Origin of the sequence: Streptomyces viridosporus, from assembly GCF_002078235.1 — a bacterium.
Lineage (GTDB): Bacteria > Actinomycetota > Actinomycetes > Streptomycetales > Streptomycetaceae > Streptomyces > Streptomyces viridosporus.
In genome coordinates this window covers 21,678-36,633 of record NZ_MSGP01000088.1, presented here as the reverse complement: position 1 = coordinate 36,633, position 14,956 = coordinate 21,678, and the positions used below count along the sequence as shown (strand labels likewise).

Sequence of the window (14,956 nt, the reverse complement as noted above, 5' to 3'; positions counted from 1 at the left end):
CAGCGGTCCGGGCCGCGGCCCGGACCGCTGGTCGCCGTCGCTGTGCGTGAACGTGATCGAAGTGCCATACGAGGAGGATCGGGCCATCCGCGGCACCTTGGTGATCTTGGTCAATTCCCGGGGACTACCGCCCGGTTGTGGACAACTCCGTCACCCGTACGGGCACCTCGCCCGCGCGGCCGGCCGCGCCGCCTCACCGCGCCGAGACCACGACCCCCAGCAACCCGGGCCCCGTGTGCGCCCCGATCACCGCCCCCACCTCGCTGACGTGCAGGTCGGCCAGCCCCGGCACCCGGGCCCGCAGCCGGTCCGCGAGCGCCGACGCGCGGTCCGGGGCGGCGAGGTGGTGGACGGCGATGTCGACCTCGGCGCCGCCCGCCCGTTCGGCCGCGATCTCCTCCAGGCGGGCGATCGCCTTGGACGCGGTGCGGACCTTCTCCAGGGGTTCGATCCGGCCGCCCGCCAGCTGCAGCAGCGGCTTCACCGCGAGCGCCGAGCCCAGCAGGGCCTGCGCGGCGCCGATGCGGCCGCCGCGGCGCAGGTAGTCCAGGGTGTCCACGTAGAAGTAGGCGGAGGTGGCCGCCGCCCGTTTCTCGGCGGCGGTGACCGCCTCGTCCACCGTGCCGCCCGCCTCCGCGGTCTCGGCCGCCGTCAGCGCGCAGAACCCGAGGGCCATCGCGATCATGCCGGTGTCCACCACCCGTACCGGCACCGGTGCCTGACGGGCCGCGACGACCGCCGCGTCGTGGGTGCCGGAGAGTTCGGCGGAGAGGTGGAGGGAGACGATGCCGGTGGCACCCGACTCGGCGACCTTGCGGTAGGTCTCGGCGAAGACCTCGGGGCCGGGCCGCGAGGTCGTGACCGGGCGCCGCTTCTGCAGGGCCTGGGCGAGGGAACGGGTGGAGATCTCGGTGCCCTCTTCGAGCGCGCGGTCGCCGAGGACCACGGTCAGCGGTACCGCCGTGATGCCGTGCCGCTCCATCGTCCGGGCCGGAAGGTAGGCCGTTGAATCGGTGACGATCGCGACATGGCGGGACATGAGCTGGAGGTTACCTGGCGTAGTGCCCGTGTGGCAGCCCGGCCCCGCGGGCCGGGTCCGGTCGTGGCCGGATCACACGGTGCTCACGTGCTGCTCATGGGCTGCTCATGTGGTGCTCTCGGGGCGGGTCTTCTTCTGCCAGGAGTAGGTGGGGCGGGGTGTGGGCGGGGTGATGGCGGGCCGCGCCGAGTCGGGCGCCGGCTCCTGCGACGCGGACGGCTGCGGCGCCTCCGGCCAGGAGGAAGGGGCCGCCGGGGCGTCGGCCGCGGGCCGGGCCCCGGGGTGCTGCTCGGTGGTCGTCCAGTGCCGCAGGGCGCCGGCCTCCATGTCGATCTGCGCGCTCAGCGAGTCCAGGTCGTCGTCCGCGAAGCGACGGGCACGATCACGGGCCGCCCAGCGCAGGGAGTCCGCCGACCGTGTGATGCGCTCGGTGCGCTCGCGCAGCTCGGGGAGCCGCTCGGCGAGCGTGGCGCGGTCCGGCTCGGACTCCAGGCGCCTGAGTTCGCCGTCCAGTTCGTGTCCGTGCGCGCTGAGGCGCTGGAAGAGACCGAGGGACTCCTTGATCGACTCGTCCTCGGCGACGGCCGCCTCCAGCGCGTCCTGGGTGGCGCGCATGGAGGTGCGCAGCTCGAGTCGGAGGTGGGCGACCTCGCCCGCCGGGCCGGGCCGGCCGAGGGCCTTGGCCTTCAGGGTGTGGTCCTCGACCGTGCGGCGGGCCTGGGTGAGGTGGCGGTCGGCACTGCGCTTGGCCGCGCCGACGACCTTCACCGTCGCGTAGGCGCCCAGCCCGAGAAAGAGCACGAAGAGCAGGGCGAACACTGCGATCACTGCTTCCACGAGACTCCTCCTCCGGGCCCTGCGGCCTGTCCCGACACGCTCCGCGCCGCTCTTCCACGGTAAACGAGACGGGCAGGCCCGGAGTTCCGGAAGAACCCCGAACCTGCCCGTAGGGGACCACCCCGACCTGGGAGGTCGCGCCCGGCGGAGCGTCCGGCGGAGATCACCCCCGGGCGCTCCGCCGGCCGCCGTGCCTCACGCCGGGACGATGTTCACCAGCTTGGGCGCCCGCACGATCACCTTGCGGATGCCGGCCCCGTCCAGCGCGGCGACGACCTTCTCGTCGGCCAGCGCGGTCTTCTCCAGCTCGTCCTCGGAGATGCCCGGCGACACCTCCAGCCGCGCCTTGACCTTGCCCTTGATCTGCACGACGCAGGTCACGGTCTCGTCGACCACGTACGCCGGGTCGGCGACCGGGAAGTCCTGGTGGACGACCGAGCCGGTGTGGCCCAGCCTGCGCCACAGCTCCTCGGCGATGTGCGGGGCCAGCGGCGCGATCAGCAGCACCAGGGACTCGGCGACCGGGCGCGGTACCGCCCCTCCCCGCTTGGTCAGGTGGTTGTTCAGCTCGGTGGCCTTGGCGATGGCGGTGTTGAAGCGCATGCCCTCCAGGTCGCCGCGCACGCCGTCGATCGCCTTGTGCAGGGCGCGCAGGGTCTCCTCGTCGATGTCGCCGTCCCCGGCGTCGACGACGGTGACCTCGCCCGTCGTCTCGTCGACGATGTTGCGCCACAGCCGCTGCAGCAGCCGGAACTGGCCGACCACCGCGCGGGTGTCCCACGGCCGCGACACGTCCAGCGGGCCCATCGCCATCTCGTACAGGCGCAGCGTGTCGGCCCCGTACTCGGCGCAGATCTCGTCCGGGGTGACCGCGTTCTTCAGGGACTTGCCCATCTTGCCCAGCAGCCGGGAGACCTTCTCGCCCTGGTGGTAGTAGGCGCCGTCGCGCTCCTCCACCTCGGCGGCCGGCACCGCGATGCCGCGGCTGTCGCGGTAGACGTAGGCCTGGATCATGCCCTGGTTGAACAGCTTGTGGAACGGCTCCGCCGACGAGATGTGCCCCAGGTCGTACAGCACCTTGGACCAGAAGCGGGCGTACAGCAGGTGCAGCACGGCGTGCTCGGCGCCGCCGACGTACAGGTCGACGCCGCCGTGCGGCATGCCCTCGCGCGGGCCCATCCAGTACTGCTCGATCCCGGGGTCGACCAGCTTCTCGGAGTTGTGCGGGTCCAGGTAGCGCAGCTCGTACCAGCAGGAACCGGCCCAGTTGGGCATGGTGTTGGTCTCGCGGCGGTACTTCTTCGGTCCGTCGCCCAGGTCCAGGGTGACGTTGACCCAGTCCTCGTTGCGCGACAGCGGCGTCTCGGGCTCGGTGTCGGCGTCGTCCGGGTCGAAGGTGCGCGGCGAGTAGTCGTCGACCTCGGGCAGCTCCAGCGGCAGCATCGACTCGGGCAGGGCGTGGGCGACGCCGTCCTCGTCGTAGACGATCGGGAAGGGCTCGCCCCAGTAGCGCTGGCGGCTGAACAGCCAGTCGCGCAGGCGGAAGTTGACGGTGCCCTCGCCCAGGCCCCGGCTCTCCAGCCACTCGATGATGCGGGTCTTGGCCTCGGCGACGCCCAGGCCGTCCAGGGAGACCTCGTCGTTCGACGAGTTGATGATCTTCGCGTCGTACGAGGAGAAGGCGCTCTCCCACGTCGAGGTGTCCGTGCCGCGGCCGTCGGTCGGCTCGACGATGCAGTGGATCGGCAGCTCGAAGGCGCGCGCGAACTCGAAGTCGCGCTGGTCGCCCGCCGGCACGGCCATGATCGCGCCGGTGCCGTAGCCCATCAGGACGTAGTCGGCGATGAAGACGGGGACCTGCTCGCCGTTGACCGGGTTGGTCGCGTACGCGCCGATGAAGACGCCGGTCTTGTCCTTCGCCTCGGCCTGCCGCTCGACGTCGGACTTCGAGGCGGCCTGCGCGCGGTACGCGGCGACGGCCTCGGCCGGGGTGGCGTGGCCGCCGGTCCACACCTCGTGGGTGCCCTCGGGCCAGGCGGCCGGGGTGAACTTCTCGACCAGCGGGTGCTCGGGCGCCAGCACCATGTAGGTCGCGCCGAACAGGGTGTCGGGGCGGGTGGTGAAGACGGTGATGCGCTCGCCGTCGATGGGGAAGTCGACCCGGGCGCCCTCGGAGCGGCCGATCCAGTTGCGCTGCTGCAGCTTGATGGCCTCGGGCCAGTCCAGCGCGTCCAGGTCCTCCAGCAGCCGGTCGGCGTAGGCGGTGATGCGCATGTTCCACTGGCGCAGCTTGGCCTTGAAGACGGGGAAGTTGCCGCGCTCGGAGCGGCCCTCGGCGGTGACCTCCTCGTTGGCCAGCACGGTGCCCAGGCCCGGGCACCAGTTGACCGGCGCGTCGGAGGCGTAGGCCAGGCGGAACCCGCTCAGGACGTCGGCGCGCTCGGTCGCGCTCAGCTCGCCCCAGGCACGCGTGTGGCCCGGGACGGGGCGCTCACCGGACTCGAACCGCGCGACCAGCTCGTCGATCGGACGGGCCCTTCCCGCCTCCTCGTCGTACCAGGAGTTGAAGATCTGCAGGAAGATCCACTGGGTCCACTTGTAGTAGTCCGGGTCGATCGTGGCGAACGACCGGCGCTTGTCGTGGCCCAGGCCCAGCCGGCGCAGCTGGGACTTCATGTTCTCGATGTTGGCCTCGGTGGACACGCGCGGGTGCGTGCCGGTCTGCACGGCGTACTGCTCGGCGGGCAGGCCGAAGGCGTCGAAGCCCAGGGTGTGCAGGACGTTGTGCCCGGTCATGCGCTGGAAGCGGGCGTAGACGTCGGTGGCGATGTACCCCAGCGGGTGACCGACGTGCAGTCCCGCACCCGAGGGATATGGGAACATGTCCATGATGAACTTCTTGGGCTTGGCGACCGTCTCCGGATCACCCGCCAGGTCCCCGCTCGGGTTGGGGGCGGCGTAGGTGCCCTCGGCGTCCCAGAAGTCCTGCCAGCGTGCCTCGATCTCGGCGGCCAGGGCGGCCGTGTAGCGGTGCGGTGCGGCCTCCGCGGCAGCGGGGTTCGTCTCGCTCATGATCCTCAAAGCTCCATCGATCGTCTCTGCCTGCGCCTGCGGCTTCCGAGAAATGAAAAATCCCCTCGCACAGGAGGGGACGCCGCGCCGATTCCGACCCTCCGGTCACCGGCGGTCGGGACTGATCAGCGCGGCTCGCTAAGCAGAAGGCGTACGGCACGCATGGCGCAAGGGTACCGCAGGCCCCGAGCACGCCGCGACGCTCTTCCCGGGGACACGCAGGGCCGCCGGGGCCCCTCCGCCGGGCCGGCCCGGCCGAATCTCGACTGAACCTCGACTGAATCTCGACTGAATCTCGGTCAAGGATTACTTCGCGTAACGGCCACTAAGGGGCATCACAACGACCACATCGTCTTTTGATAACAGCGCAATAACTCAAACCTCGTACTCATCGGTATGGCCGGGGCTTAGAGTTCCGCCCGGGACCGCTTTACCGATACCTCGGAGTTGCCCCATGAACCGTCGCCCAGACAGCAGCCCACCCCCCGCACGGGGCCGGTCGGCTGCGGCTCCGCTGTGCCCGCTCCGAGTCATGACGCCGGGAGGTGCGTCGTGAGGCCCGACGACAGCACGGCGGACGACTGGCTCCTCGAGTTCCTCAACTTCGGCGCGGGCGTCCTGTCGCTCGTCTGCCTGAGCTGCTCGGTGATCTGGGGACTCGTCGCCCAGGACCGGATCCTGCTCGGTCCGCGCCAGCGGATCCTGGCCCAGGCGGTGCACCGGACGACCGCGGTCGCCTCGATCGTCTTCCTGCTGGTGCACATCGTCATCAAGCTGGTGTTGGACCACACCACCTGGATCGCCGCGGTGATCCCCTTCGGACTGGCCCTCACCGACGACGAGGCCGTCGCCGGCAGGTCCTTCCTGATCGGCCTGGGCACCAGCGCCGGCCTGCTGATGTTCTTCGTGGGCATCACCGGCGTGCTGCGCAACCGCTTCGCCTCGCCGGCCCCGGTCGCGGCCCGCTGGCGGGCCATGCACATGCTGGCCTATCCGGCCTGGTGCGCCGCGCTGGTGCACGGGCTCTACGCGGGTCGAGCCGCGAAGCCGATCTTCCTGATCCTCTACGGCCTGTCCGTGCTCGGCGTCATGGCGGTCCTCGTCCTGCGCGCGTCCCCGCCCCCGGTCAAGCGCAAGGTCGCCGACCGGGTCACCGCCCTGCTCGGCTCCCTCGTGCAGTCGGACCGCGCGGGTCTGGAGGAGAGCAGGTCCAGAGCGGCCGAGTCGTCCCTGCCGGGCTTCGCGGAACGGCGCGGTTCCCGCTCCCGCGACGACGGACCGCGCGGGGACGCCTCCCGCGGCGGTTCCCGCGGCGAGCGGCCGCGCGCGGACGGACCGCTGTACGAGACCGCCGAGCGGCCCGCCGCCGCGGAGCCGGCGAACGGCTTCGCGGCCGCCTACCGCGCGGTCTCCACGCCTTCCGGGCCGCCCCAGCAGCAACCCCTCTTCGCGGACCGGACGGCCCGCATGGAGCTGCCGCTGGACATGCAGCCCACGCAGAGCATGCCGAGCGTGCCGAGTGCGGACGGCCCGTCGAGCACCTCGGGCAGCTGGCCGGTCCCGTCCCCGCCACCGGTCGGCGAGGCCCCGCCGTCGGCGTACGACCCGCTCAACGACACCGGATACACCATCCCGGTCTATGACAATCCGACCGGCTCCGGGTACGGCTCGAGTGATGTGTACGACACCGGTGAGACGAACACCCGCTACGACACGTACAACCCGAATGACACGTACAACAGCGGTCCCGCCACTGAAACACTCCCCGGTGCGTCGCCCTCGTCGTCCTACGACTTCGACGCACCGGGCTCGGGCGAACCTTGGAACACGCCGTCCGGAGGCTACAAGTGAACGAGGCTCTGCCCGACGTACCCGAAGTCCGCGTGGTCGGTCTTCCCCAGCTCACGTCGGGCTTCGACCTTGTCGACCGGCTCGATCTGCCCATGCACCTGAAGGTGCACGGGCCGCTCGAGCCCCTGGGCGGCGAGCAGCTCGCGCAGCTCGCCGAACGCATCAACCTCAGGGGTCGCGGCGGCGCGGGGTTCCCCTTCCACAAGAAGCTGCGCTCGGTCGCCGAAACGGCGATCAAGCGCGGCGTCCGGCCGGTCGTCGTCGTCAACGGCAGTGAGGACGAACCGGCCTGCCGCAAGGACACGGTGCTCATCAACCGTGCCCCGCACCTCATCCTGGACGGCGCGCTGCTGTGCGCCGAGGCCATGGGGGCCCGCACGCTCGTGGTGGGGGTCACCCGGGAGTCCACCCAGCGCTCCATGGAGGCCGCGCTCGCCGAACGCGGCCTGAACAACGGGCGCCGCTCCGCGCTGCGCGCCCGGGTGCAGCGCAACCCGGTCCGCATGGTCACCGGTGCCGCCGCCTCCCTGATCCGCTCCATCGACGGCGGTCCGGCGGTTCCGCCGGGCCGCAAGACCAGCGCCTCGAAGAACGGCGTCGGCGGCGCGCCCACGCTGCTGTCCAACGCCGAGACCTTCGCCCAGCTCGCCATCGCCGCCCGCATCGGCCCGGAGCGCTACGGCAACACCGGCCTGTACGACGAGCCGGGCACCGTGATGCTCACGGTGTCCGGCGCGGTGGCCCGCCCCATGGTGGTCGAGGTCCCGACGGGGGTGCCGCTGCGCTACGTGCTCCAGCTCGCCGGCGCCCCGCCGGTGCCGCAGGGCGTGCTGACGGGCGGTTACCACGGCAAGTGGATCGACGCGGCGACCGTCAACGAGGCGATCGTCTCCCGCAACTCCCTGGACGCGGTGGGCGGTTCACTGGGCGCGGGGGCCATCCTGCCGATCAGTCAGGACACCTGCCCGCTGGGCGAGTCGCTGATGGTGGCGAAGTGGCTCGCCGAGGAGAGCGCCGGCCAGTGCGGCCCGTGCTACCTGGGCCTGCCGGCCGCCGCCCGCGGCTTGGAGGACATCCTCAACGGCGGCGGCCCGGCCGCCCTGGAGGCGGTCAAGCAGGTCGCCAAGAACGTGAAGCGGCGCGGCGCCTGTTCGCATCCGGACGGCTCCGCGATGTTCCTGGAGTCGACCGTCAAGGCGTTCACCGACGACCTCGCCGCGCACGTCCTCGGCAACGGCTGCGGACGGCCCGTGGCGGGCGTCCTGCCCCTCTTCGAGGGGGGCAGGGCCCCCACGGGCATCCCGGGCGGCGGCGGGGAGGAGAACGGCCCCAGCCGCCAGAAGATCTACGTCGACTGGACGCTGTGCCGGGGCCACGGCCTGTGCGCGGACATCCTCCCGGAGGTCTTCCAGCTCGGCGCGGACGGCTTCCCGACGGTGGCCCAGGCCCAGGTGCCGCGCTTCGCCGAGGCCAAGGCGCTGCGCGCGGTACGCCGCTGCCCGGCGCTGGCCCTGCGCATCGAGGACGAGGCACCGCAGGCCAAGGCGCCGTCCCGCAATCTGCCGGTGCTCTCCCCCGGTCGCGGCCGGCGCGCCCTGGGCCGCTGACGCGGTCCCCGCGGCCGGCCCGCCACCGGGTCGCAAACGCCGAGGGCGGACCATCCGTTCGGATGGTCCGCCCTCGACTTCTGTGGAGCTAAGGAGAATTGAACTCCTGACCTCCTGCATGCCATGCAGGCGCTCTACCAACTGAGCTATAGCCCCTCGTGCCATGCGGCGGTTCCGTGTTTCCGGCTCCGTCGCCCGGTTTCCCCGGCGGCGACGCCAACATTACACGGTCCCCCCGGCAGAACACCAAATCGTTTCCGGCCCCGCCGGAAATGCCCGGAACGATCGGTCCGTCGCGCGGACGCGATCACGCCGTGACGAACGAATAGAAGCGCTTGAGCGTGCAGTGCTCCTCCAGGAGCCGGCCGTAGATCGGTTCGCCCTCGAGTTCCCGGTAGGTCTCGATGGGGTCGCCTTTTATGATCAGCGCCCGCGCGCACTCCTCGCACCAGTACTGGTACTCGGGGTTGATCGGTTCCATGTCGCGGACGATCGGCGTCCCGCTGCCGCACCAGTCGCACTTCCGCCTGTGTGCCCCCATCGCTCAGCTCCGGCGGTGGCCGCGGGCCGTGCGGACGGAGGGGATCCCGCCGTTGTCGCCGAGCACCTGGGCGATGTGCGCGGAACCGCAGGAAGGGCAGCCGAGTCGGGTCGGGGTCCGTCGGGTCGAGGTCCGTCGCGTCGACACCGCTCCGAGGAGATGGTCGACCTCCTCGAGGATGCTCGCAGGCATCACAACTCCCTCCCGTCGGGCCGCGCCCCCTTCCGGCCGTTTGATTCTGCCACGACCGGGCCGACACGGTCATCGACGCCGGATACCGGTCGGGACACGGCTCGGCGCCTCGCAGGGGTATACGCCCGCGGGAGCCGCGCTGTTCAAAGCGCGGACGACGAAAGATCCCGCCCCCTGCGGGGACGGGATCTTCACGATGTGGAGCTAAGGAGAATTGAACTCCTGACCTCCTGCATGCCATGCAGGCGCTCTACCAACTGAGCTATAGCCCCTTGCGCCACGCGGCGAAGCCGCCTGGTGTTCCGCTCCGCTCGGCGGGGCGAACAAGAAGAACTTTAGCCTGCGACCTGCCGGAAAGTGAAATCCGGGTCCCGGGGCCGGTCCGCGGCCGGTCCCGGGAGCCTCAGTCGTCGTCGCCGAGCACCGGTTCCGGCAGGGTGCCGGCGTTGTGCTCGAGCAGGCGCCAGCCGCGGACGCCCTCGCCGAGGACGGACCAGCAGCAGTTGGTGAGGCCGCCGAGGCTCTCCCAGCTGCGCGGCTCCAGGCCGATCAGCCGGCCGATGGTGGTGCGGATGGTGCCGCCGTGGCTGACCACGACGAGCGTGCCGTCCTCGGGGAGCTTCTCGGCGTGCCTCAGCACCACGGGGGCGGCGCGGTCGGCGACCTCGGTCTCCAGTTCGCCACCGCCCCGGCGCACCGGCTCGCCGCGCTTCCACGCGGCGTACTCCTCGCCGTACCGGGCGATGATCTCGTCGTGCGTCAGGCCCTGCCAGACGCCCGCGTAGGTCTCGCGCAGCCCCTCCTCGAGGACGACCTCCAGGCCGGTGAGCACGGCGAGTTCCGCGGCGGTGTTCGCGGCCCGCTTCAGGTCGGAGGCGACGATCGCGTCCGGCCCGAGGCCCGCGAGCAGCCGGGCGGCCCGGCGGGCCTGCGCGACACCGGCCCCGGTGAGCTCCACGTCCGTGGAGCCCTGGAAGCGGCGCTCCACGTTCCAGGAGGTCTGGCCGTGCCGCCACAGGATGATGCGGCGGCCCCGGCGCGCGGGCCCGGCCACCTCACCCGTGGCGCTCACCGCCACTCACCACCCGGCTCGGCCGCCGCCTCGGCCTCCTGCTGCTGCTTGGCGTGCTCCGCGGCCTTGCCGCGGGACGCCTGGGCGTCGGCGGGCAGTTCCAGCTCGGGGCAGTCCTTCCACAGCCGCTCCAGGGCGTAGAAGACGCGCTCCTCGCTGTGCTGGACGTGGACGACGATGTCGACGTAGTCGAGCAGCACCCAGCGGGCCTCGCGGTCGCCCTCGCGGCGGACCGGCTTGGCGCCGAGCTCCTTGTTCAGCCGCTCCTCGATCTCGTCGACGATCGACTTGACCTGACGGTCGTTGGGTGCGGACGCCAGCAGGAAGGCGTCGGTGATGGACAGCACGTCACTGACGTCGTAGGCGACGATGTCGTGCGCGAGCTTGTCGGCGGCCGCCTGGGCGGCGGTGGTGACGAGCTCGAGGGAACGGTCGGTTGCGGTCACTACAAGGCTTTCGGTCGGTGGTCACTTGCCCTCCAGGGTCTCACGGACCACCGGGCGCACCCCACGTGACAACGGTGGGGTGCGCCCCGCCCTCCGGGGCGCGTCCCCGCCCCGCGGCTACGACCCGGGCTCGTAGTCCTGGCCGAGGACGACCGAGACGCGGGCGTTCGCCGAGACCTCTCCCTTGCCGACGGAGCCGGTGGGCAGCCCCAGGGTCTTGGCGACCTCGGTGGCGTTCTCCTTGTCGGCGGCGTTCGCGTAGACGACCTTCGAGGTGGCCTCCGGGGCGGCGGTGCCGGCCTCCAGGAAGGTGAAGCCGCCGTTGAGGAGGACCACGCGGGCCTGCTCGGTGTGGTCCTTCACCCCGGTGGCGTTGCGCACGGAGACGCTGACGGCGGCGTCCTTGTCGGGGCTCTTCGCGGTGCCGCCGAGGACGTCCTTCACCACGCTGTCGCTCGCCTGCGCGGTGAGCGTGCCGTCGTCCTGCACGGGCAGCAGCGTGGTCCTGTGGTCGCCGCCCTTGGCGAGGTCGGAGAGCCGGGCGAGGAAGGTGCCGAGGTCCTTGTCGGTCAGCGGCGGCTCGATGATCTGGCCGAGGGTCTGGATGGTGACCGTCGCGGCGTCCGGCTCGGAGGTCATCTTGCGCAGGACGCCGTGCATGACCTGCCCGAACCGCTCCAGCTGGGCGTTCTGGGACTCGCCGGGGGCGCGGTGGGTGGCGTAGGCGACGGCCATCTTGCCGCTGAGGGTCTGCTTCTCCCCCTTCTTGACCAGGGGCGCCTCGCCCTTCTTCTTGGCGTCCGGGTCGGGCACGTCGGTGTCGGTGTCGATCTCGATGTTGCCGACGAGGTCGACGAGGGTGAGCAGGAACGGGGTGTCCAGCCGCCAGGTGCCCTCGATCCTGGTGCCGAGGACGGTGTCGAGCGCGGTCCGGGTGCCCTCGGAGCCGTCGTCCTCCACGGACTTGGCGAGCGTGGTGGTGCCGTCGTCGGCGGTGAGGGCGAGGGAGTTGGGCAGCAGGACGGTGGTGCCCTGCCGTGTGGTGGTGTTGTCGACGAGCAGCGCGGTCGCGGTGCCGCCCCGCTCGGTGTCGTGCAGGTGGACGACGATCACGTCGCGCTTCTGGGCGCCCGCCGCCGTGGCGGTGCCCGTGCCGGAGCCGGAGCCGGACAGGCCGGGCAGCTTCCCGGCGTACCAGAGGTAGCCGACGCCGCCGACGGCGACCAGGGCGAGGACCACGGCCAGGGCGATGATCCGGCTGCGCGCGCGGCGCCGGGCCTCCTCGCGGCGCTCGGTGCGGTTCTCGGTGAACTTCAGCCAGTCGATGACGTCCTCGGAGCCGTCGTCGGGCTCCTCCACGAACGCGAACTGCTCGGTGCGGTACTCCGGTGCGGGCTCGGCGGGGGCCGTCTCGTCGTCGACCGGGCCGGCCTGCTGCGGGATGTGCGCGGTCTGCTCGGCGACGCGGGGCTGCCGGCCGGTGTCGGGGTGCGCGGTCCGCCCCCGCCCGGTCGGGTCGTCCCCGGCCGGGTCGTGCGCGCTCTGCCCGTAGGGGTCGTGGGGGGCCGCCGCCGGACCGCCCTGGTGGGTGCCGCTCGCGTAGGGGTCGTAGTCGTAGGAGTCGTAGGAGCTGTAGGAGCCGTAGGAAGGGGCCGGCGGCTGCTGGGCGGTCCCGTAGGGGTCGTACGGCGGCGCGGACTGCTGCGGCACGGACTGCTGCGGCCCGGCCGCGGCGTACGGGTCGTAGGCGTAATCCTGCTGTCCCTGCTGCCCCTGCTGCTGGTACGGGTCGTACGCCTGCTGCTGGGCCTGCTGGTCCGTGGCCTGGCGGTAGACGGGGTGGCCGTACTCGTCGTAGCCGACGAGCTCGTACGGGGCGGCCCCGTCGGCCCCGTGTCCCGCGTCGTATCGGTCGTTCACCGGTGCCCCTCTCGGCTCACTCGCCGCGGTACAGCTCACGCTTGGCGATGTAGCGCACGACTCCGTCCGGCACCAGGTACCAGACGGGTTCTCCCTTGGCGACTCTCGCACGGCAGTCCGTCGAGGAGATCGCCAGGGCGGGGACCTCGACGAGGGAGACGCCGCCCTCGGGGAGACCCGCGTCGGACAGGTGGTGACCGGGCCGGGTGACGCCGATGAAGTGCGCCAGGGAGAACAGCTCCTCACTGTCCCGCCAGGTGAGGATCTGGGCGAGGGCGTCGGCGCCGGTGATGAAGAACAGGTCCGTGTCGGGGTTGAGCGCACGCAGGTCGCGCAGGGTGTCCACGGTGTAGGTGGGGCCGCCGCGGTCGATGTCGATGCGGCTCACGGAGAACTGCGGGTTCTCGGCGGTCGCGATGACCGTCATCAGGTACCGGTCCTCGGCCGCGGAGACCGCGCGGTGGCTCTTCTGCCACGGCTGGCCGGTGGGGACGAAGACCACCTCGTCGAGGTGGAACTGCGCGGCGACCTCGCTGGCCGCCACCAGGTGCCCGTGGTGGATCGGGTCGAAGGTGCCGCCCATGACGCCGAGGCGGCGCTTGCCCGCCCCCGACGGGCCCCCGCCGAGGTCGCCGGCCGTCCGGCGGGGCTCCGGGCGGCGCTCGGTGCCGCCCGCCGTCTCCTCGGCCGTGCCCGTCGCCGGACCGGTAGGCATGTCCTGCTCTCCCATGCGTGCAGACCCTACCGGCCCGGCCCGTGGGCTCCGGCCGCCGGATGGGTCCCGGCTGCCCGAACCCTCCGCGACGGGCTCAGCGGTCGCGGTTGAAGCGGGTGGTGATCCACAGCAGGAGCAGCAGGATGAACAGGGCGCAGCCGCCGACGAGGTAGGGGTTGAGGCTCTGGTGGTTGCCGCCGTGCTCTCCGCCCTCGGCGGCGAGGGTGACCAACTGGGCAGCGGCGCTGGGGAAGCTCATCTTCGACAGGACCTATCGCGTGTGGGCGGGACAAGGACGTCAGCTCATCGTAAGCGGGCGCGTTCGCGCCGCTCACGCCGACTCCGCCGTTACGGGCGGCGGGCAACCTTTCCGGTGCCTCCGGTCGTCCTTCTGCCCGGAGCCGCGCAACGACGGACCACGCGGTGCCGCGCCCTTCCGCACTGCCCGTCCGCGGTCTCTGCGCCTAGGCTGGGCTTCGCCTCGGAGGAACGAAGGGCCGCACAGGGGCCGCAAGGGCCACTCAGACGCACATGGGGGAAACATGTCCGACGGCCATCAGCACAACGGGCACGAGAGCGTGCCGGGCAGGCAGCGCAGGCGCTTCCCCGGAATCTCCTCGCGTGCGTACGAGCACCCGGCCGACCGCTCCGCGCTGGTGGCGCTGCGCAAGCTGAGCGGCTTCGACACGGTGTTCAAGGCCCTGAGCGGGCTGCTGCCCGAGCGGAGCCTGAGGCTGCTGTTCCTGTCCGACTCGGTGCGCGTCTCGGACCGGCAGTTCGCGCACCTCAACGACATGCTGCGGGACGCCTGCTACATCCTGGACCTGGAGAAGGTCCCGCCGATGTACGTCAACCAGGACCCGACGCCGAACGCGATGTGCATCGGCATGGACGAGCCGATCATCGTGGTCACCACGGGACTGGTCGAGCTGCTCGACGAGGAGGAGATGCGGGCGGTCGTCGGACACGAGGTCGGGCACGCGCTGTCCGGGCACGCGGTGTACCGGACGGTCCTGCTGTTCCTGACGTCCCTCGCGGTCCGGGTCGCCTGGATCCCGCTCGGCAATGTCGCGATCATGGCGATCGTGACGGCGCTGCGCGAGTGGTTCCGCAAGTCGGAGCTGTCCGCGGACCGCGCGGGGCTGCTGGTGGGCCAGGACCTCCAGGCCTCGATGCGCGGCCTGATGAAGATCGCGGGCGGCAACCACCTGCACGAGATGAACGTGGACGCGTTCCTGGAGCAGGCCGACGAGTACGAGGCCGGGGGCGACCTGCGCGACTCGGTGCTGAAGATCCTCAACGTGCTGCCCCGTTCCCACCCCTTCGCCGCCGTGCGGGCGGCCGAGCTGAAGAAGTGGGCGGCCACGCGGGACCACCAGCGGATCATGGACGGCCACTACCCGCGCCGCGACGAGGACAAGGACACCTCGGTGCGGGACTCGTGGCGGGAGTCGGCGAGCAGCTACGCCGGCGAGGTGAGGAACTCCAAGGATCCGCTGATGAAGCTGGTCAGCGACATCGCGGGCGGCGCCGGAGACCTGGGCGACCGGGTCCGCCGCGGCTTCGGCGGCTTCACCTCCTCGGCTCCCCGGCCGCCGAAGGACCCGGGCACGGCGCCGGGTCCGGCGGACGACGGCCCGCCGCGCGACGGCGCCTGAGGCGCC

General features: G+C 71.8%; 13 protein-coding genes and 2 tRNA genes. 3 read left to right on the top strand and 12 right to left on the bottom strand.

Annotation, left to right across the window (positions count from 1 at the left end):
* Nucleotides 1–193: 193 nt before the first annotated feature.
* The 3 genes from B7L92_RS06445 to leuS all read right to left on the bottom strand — a co-directional run bounded on the left by B7L92_RS06445 (nt 194) and on the right by leuS (nt 4,948).
* Nucleotides 194–1,039: a DegV family protein gene (locus B7L92_RS06445; protein ID WP_081236502.1), complete on the bottom strand. Its 846-nt coding sequence runs from the start codon at nt 1,037–1,039 to the stop codon at nt 194–196.
* A gap of 105 nt (nt 1,040–1,144) precedes the next feature.
* Nucleotides 1,145–1,876, bottom strand: a complete 732-nt coding sequence (locus B7L92_RS06440) for a hypothetical protein (protein ID WP_081236501.1) — start codon at nt 1,874–1,876, stop codon at nt 1,145–1,147.
* A gap of 195 nt (nt 1,877–2,071) precedes the next feature.
* Entirely contained in the window at nt 2,072–4,948 is a 2,877-nt protein-coding gene (gene leuS, locus B7L92_RS06435) for a leucine--tRNA ligase (protein WP_081236500.1), read from the bottom strand.
* A 552-nt stretch (nt 4,949–5,500) separates the two neighbouring features.
* On the opposite strand from leuS, the gene B7L92_RS06430 reads away from it, so the two are divergent.
* The gene (locus B7L92_RS06430) at nt 5,501–6,799 is read left to right on the top strand and encodes a ferric reductase-like transmembrane domain-containing protein (RefSeq protein ID WP_081236499.1); all 1,299 of its coding nucleotides are present in this window, start codon (nt 5,501–5,503) and stop codon (nt 6,797–6,799) included.
* The gene (locus B7L92_RS06425; protein ID WP_081236498.1) at nt 6,796–8,406 is read left to right on the top strand and encodes an NADH-quinone oxidoreductase subunit NuoF family protein; all 1,611 of its coding nucleotides are present in this window, start codon (nt 6,796–6,798) and stop codon (nt 8,404–8,406) included. The genes B7L92_RS06430 and B7L92_RS06425 overlap by 4 nt, the downstream gene beginning before the upstream one ends.
* An 83-nt stretch (nt 8,407–8,489) precedes the next feature.
* Here B7L92_RS06425 and B7L92_RS06420 read toward each other — a convergent pair.
* The 9 genes from B7L92_RS06420 to B7L92_RS40980 all read right to left on the bottom strand — a co-directional run bounded on the left by B7L92_RS06420 (nt 8,490) and on the right by B7L92_RS40980 (nt 13,551).
* A tRNA-Ala gene (locus B7L92_RS06420) sits at nt 8,490–8,562 on the bottom strand.
* Nucleotides 8,563–8,713: 151 nt separating this feature from the next.
* Nucleotides 8,714–8,947: a hypothetical protein gene (locus B7L92_RS06415; RefSeq protein WP_004931461.1), complete on the bottom strand. Its 234-nt coding sequence runs from the start codon at nt 8,945–8,947 to the stop codon at nt 8,714–8,716.
* A gap of 3 nt (nt 8,948–8,950) precedes the next feature.
* Nucleotides 8,951–9,139, bottom strand: a complete 189-nt coding sequence (locus tag B7L92_RS06410) for a hypothetical protein (protein WP_081236497.1) — start codon at nt 9,137–9,139, stop codon at nt 8,951–8,953.
* Nucleotides 9,140–9,338: 199 nt separating this feature from the next.
* Nucleotides 9,339–9,411: transfer RNA gene (locus B7L92_RS06405), tRNA-Ala, on the bottom strand.
* A gap of 131 nt (nt 9,412–9,542) precedes the next feature.
* On the bottom strand, nt 9,543–10,217 hold the full coding sequence (locus B7L92_RS06400; RefSeq protein ID WP_081236496.1) for a histidine phosphatase family protein: 675 nt from the start codon (nt 10,215–10,217) through the stop codon (nt 9,543–9,545).
* Nucleotides 10,208–10,657: a ribosome silencing factor gene (gene rsfS, locus B7L92_RS06395; RefSeq protein ID WP_081236495.1), complete on the bottom strand. Its 450-nt coding sequence runs from the start codon at nt 10,655–10,657 to the stop codon at nt 10,208–10,210. The genes B7L92_RS06400 and rsfS overlap by 10 nt, the downstream gene beginning before the upstream one ends.
* Before the next feature lie 117 nt (nt 10,658–10,774).
* Nucleotides 10,775–12,577, bottom strand: coding sequence for an LCP family protein (locus B7L92_RS06390; protein ID WP_081236494.1), 1,803 nt, complete (start codon nt 12,575–12,577; stop codon nt 10,775–10,777).
* Between the two features lie 16 nt (nt 12,578–12,593).
* Nucleotides 12,594–13,307 (bottom strand): nicotinate-nucleotide adenylyltransferase, encoded by a 714-nt coding sequence (gene nadD, locus B7L92_RS06385; protein WP_081236493.1) that lies wholly within the window; start codon nt 13,305–13,307, stop codon nt 12,594–12,596.
* A gap of 79 nt (nt 13,308–13,386) precedes the next feature.
* On the bottom strand, nt 13,387–13,551 hold the full coding sequence (locus B7L92_RS40980; protein ID WP_170102176.1) for a hypothetical protein: 165 nt from the start codon (nt 13,549–13,551) through the stop codon (nt 13,387–13,389).
* 283 nt (nt 13,552–13,834) lie between these two features.
* On the opposite strand from B7L92_RS40980, the gene B7L92_RS06380 reads away from it, so the two are divergent.
* Complete coding sequence (locus B7L92_RS06380; protein ID WP_081236492.1) at nt 13,835–14,950, top strand: M48 family metallopeptidase; 1,116 nt, start codon at nt 13,835–13,837, stop codon at nt 14,948–14,950.
* Nucleotides 14,951–14,956 lie beyond the last annotated feature (6 nt).

Coding starts and splice junctions, on each gene's coding strand:
- leuS (WP_081236500.1), bottom strand. CDS start 4,948: ATGAGCGAGACGAACCCCGCTGCCGCGGAGGCCGCACCGCACCGCTAC.
- B7L92_RS06445 (WP_081236502.1), bottom strand. CDS start 1,039: ATGTCCCGCCATGTCGCGATCGTCACCGATTCAACGGCCTACCTTCCG.
- B7L92_RS40980 (WP_170102176.1), bottom strand. CDS start 13,551: ATGAGCTTCCCCAGCGCCGCTGCCCAGTTGGTCACCCTCGCCGCCGAG.
- nadD (WP_081236493.1), bottom strand. CDS start 13,307: ATGGGAGAGCAGGACATGCCTACCGGTCCGGCGACGGGCACGGCCGAG.
- B7L92_RS06410 (WP_081236497.1), bottom strand. CDS start 9,139: ATGCCTGCGAGCATCCTCGAGGAGGTCGACCATCTCCTCGGAGCGGTG.
- B7L92_RS06415 (WP_004931461.1), bottom strand. CDS start 8,947: ATGGGGGCACACAGGCGGAAGTGCGACTGGTGCGGCAGCGGGACGCCG.
- B7L92_RS06380 (WP_081236492.1), top strand. CDS start 13,835: ATGTCCGACGGCCATCAGCACAACGGGCACGAGAGCGTGCCGGGCAGG.